Source organism: Nocardia sp. NPDC055002, from assembly GCF_053608825.1.
Genome location: NZ_JBSGWE010000023.1, coordinates 1 through 3,389, shown reverse-complemented (window position 1 = coordinate 3,389; position 3,389 = coordinate 1). Strand labels below are relative to the sequence as shown.

Here is a 3,389-nt window from a genome sequence, read left to right as displayed (position 1 = left end):
AACAACCGCTGCTGCGGATCCATCGCCAACGCCTCACGCGGCGAGATCCCGAACAACTCAGCATCGAAATCCGCCGCGTCATACAAGAACCCACCGCCGACATCGGGAATGCCGGCCATATCCCAGCCACGATCCAGCGGGAAGCCACCGTGCCCCTCAGCGCCCGCGGCCACCAGATCCCACAGCGCCTCCGGGGAGGTGAGGCCACCCGGGTAGCGGCAGGCCATACTCACGATCGCGATCTCGTCGTCGGCGACGACGGCCGCAGGAGCCGCACCGTCGTCGATGTTGTTCGATTCGCCCTGCAGATAGCTGACAACCGCCTGGGGAGTCGGATGATCGAAGGTCAGCGTCGCCGGAAGATCACGGCCGAGGACCCGGCTCAAGCGATCACGGAATTCGACCGCGGCGAGCGAGTCGAAGCCCAGGTCGCGGAAAGGGCGTTGCTCATCGATGTCGGCCGATGCGGAGTACCCGAGGGTCGCGGCAATCTCGTCCAGAACAAGACGGCCGAGCAGTTCAGGATCGTGCCCGGCGGCGGGCAGGCTCGGAGAGCGGCGTGCCTGCGTGTGGGCCGTGGCGTCCAGCAGTCGCCGCACATCGGGCAGCTCGGCGAGTAACGGGCTGGGACGGGCCGCGAGGAACGGCGGGGCGAACCGGCCCCACTCGATATCGGCGACAATCGAATTTCCCGCCCCGCAGGCGATCGCATCGGCGAGCGCCTCGATCGCGAGTTCCGGCTTCATGGCTCGTATGCCATTGCGCTCGAGCAGAGCCTTGGTCTCGGTATCGGCAGCCATACCCTCGCCTGCCCAGTGTCCCCATGCCACCGAAGTAGCCACAAGCCCGGCCGCGCGCCGACGGAGGGCAAGGGCGTCGAGATAGGCATTACCCGCGGCATAGGCACCCTGACGGCCACTCCCCCAAGCCGCCGCCCCCGAGGAGAAGAGCACGAAGGCTTCGATCGGATGTTGCCGGGTCAACTCGTCCAACAACGCCGCCCCACGCACCTTGGCGCGGATCACCTTGTCGAATTCGGCGAGGCTCAGCGCACTCAGCGGCCCCAGCTCGACCGCGCCCGCCGCGTGCAGCACCGCGGTCAACGGTCCGGGCAGCCCATCGATGAGCGCGCTGACGCAAGCACGGTCGGTCACGTCACAGGCCGCGAAGCTCACCGGCACGCCCGATCGAGCGAACTCCGCCACCAGTCGATCGGCACCGGGCGCGGCGGCACCACGCCGACCCACCAGCACCACATGCGTCGCGCCGTGGGCACCGACCCAACGCGCCAGATGTGCCCCGATACCTCCGGTGCCGCCGGTGATCAAGACCGTTCCGGTCGGTCGCCAGGGCTGCCGGGACCGCGTGGCCGTACGCACCAGCCTGCGCGCGAGTACCCCGGTCGACCGGATCGCGAGCTGGTCCTCCACACCAGCCCCGGCAACCAGCGCGACCAGGCGCCGCACCGCTCGTTCGTCGTCGATCGCGGGCAGGTCGACGAGTCCACCCCAGCGTCGCGGATGTTCCAGCGCCGCGACCCGTCCCATTCCCCAGATCTGAGCCTGGCCGGGATCGGGCGCTTCGGCCGGTGCGACCGAAACCGCACCTCGAGTCACGACCCAGAGCGGAGCATGGATCTCGGCTTCACCGAGTGCTTGAATCAGCACCAGCGTCTCGGCCGTTCCCGGCGCCACGGCTCGGCACCCGAGACCAGGATCCTCATCATCCACGGACGGTACGAACAGCACACCTTTCAGCGGCGGCAGAGCGCGCAGCCGGGAGACCGGCTCATCGTCGATATCGCTCATGACGAGTCGGATCACCTCAGCCGAGTTCCCGAGCACCGCACAGATCAGGTCGTCACGGGTCCCTGCGACCGTCACGACCAGCCAGGTTCCCTGTGGTTTCAGGGTCGGGGTGGCGACCGGTCGCCAACTTTCCCGGTACCGCCAGGTGTCGACCGCGTTCTCGGCCGTGCCCGAATCACCGCCTTCGAGTGCCGGGGCCGCAGCGTCGCGAAGCCAATAGCGCTGCCGTTGAAACGAGTAGGTGGGTAGTTCGACGAACCCTCCGGTGGCCGGATGCGCAGTCCACCCGACAGCGATACCGTCGATGTACAGCTCCGCGAGCGCGTCGACCAGCGTCTGTGGTTCCGCGCGGCCGCTGCGCTGAGTGACTGCGACCAGCACGGGGTCCCTGCCCGCCAGGCACTCCCGGATCAGGGTGGCCAAGTTCGCGGACGGACCCACCTCGACGAAGCGGGTCACCCCCTGTGCGGCCGCCGCCACTACCGCGTCGGCAAACCGGACAGCATCGCGTGCGTGCCGGACCCAGTACTCCGGCGCGCCGAAATCGTCCGAGGCCGGCGTGCCGGTCAGGGTGGAGATCACCCCGACGCGGGGAGTACCGAATTCGATCTCCGCACAGACCTTCTCGAAGTCCTCCAGCATCGGATCCATCAGCGGCGAGTGGAAGGCATGGGCGACAGTCAGCTCCTTGACCTTGCGCCCCTTCGCCGCGAAATGGCCGGCAATCGAGCGGACCTCGTCCGCCGAGCCGGAAATCACCACTGCCTCAGGGCCGTTCACCGCAGCGATACTCACCCGGCCCGACAACAGTGGTGTCAGCTCGGCCTCCGCCGCCTGAACCGCCGACATCGCGCCACCTTCGGCTAGCTGTTGCATCAAGCGGCCGCGAGCCACAACCAGCCGCACCGCATCCGGCACCGCCAGCACCTCAGCCGCGCATGCGGCGGCGATCTCGCCCACCGAATGCCCGACAACGAAATCCGGGGTCACGCCATACGTTTCGAGTAGGCGAAAAATCGCCCACTCGATCGCGAACAACGCGGGCTGCGCGAACTCCGTGCGGTCCAGCGCGTCACCGTCCGCATCGAACACGACCGCGCGCAAAGAAGTCCCCAACAACGGGTCGGCGAGCTCGCAGATCTCGTCGAATGCCGACGCGAAAGCGGGGAAGTCGGCATACAACTCCCGGCCCATCCCCGCGCGCTGCGAGCCCTGTCCGGAGAAAACGAAGGCCGTGTTACCGCCCGCCCGAACGCGCCCGGATCGGACGATGCCGCCGTCGGCACCCTCGGCAACGGCTGCCAGGCCCGCGATCATCTCCTCGCGGTCGGTCACGGACACGACCGCGCGATGGTCCAGACTGGCTCGTGTCGACGCCAGAGTCCAGGCCACATCGACGGGTGGTAGTGCGGGAGATTCCTCGAGGAAGGACAGCAGCCCAGAAGCTTGCGCCCGCAACGCCCGAGCTGATTTGGCCGACAGTACCAACGGCAGTGGCAGGGTCGCCGCCACACACGACGCCAACGACTCGACAGCACCCACCCCATCAACAAACTCCTCCAGAATCACATGCGCGTTCGT

1 protein-coding gene is annotated in these 3,389 nt (G+C 67.8%); it reads right to left on the bottom strand.

The window, feature by feature from the left end; all coding sequences use genetic code 11:
* A partial coding sequence (locus ACWF99_RS33860; RefSeq protein ID WP_452538389.1) for an SDR family NAD(P)-dependent oxidoreductase occupies nucleotides 1–3,350 on the bottom strand: 3,350 nt, incomplete at its 3' end.
* Nucleotides 3,351–3,389: the final 39 nt, after the last annotated feature.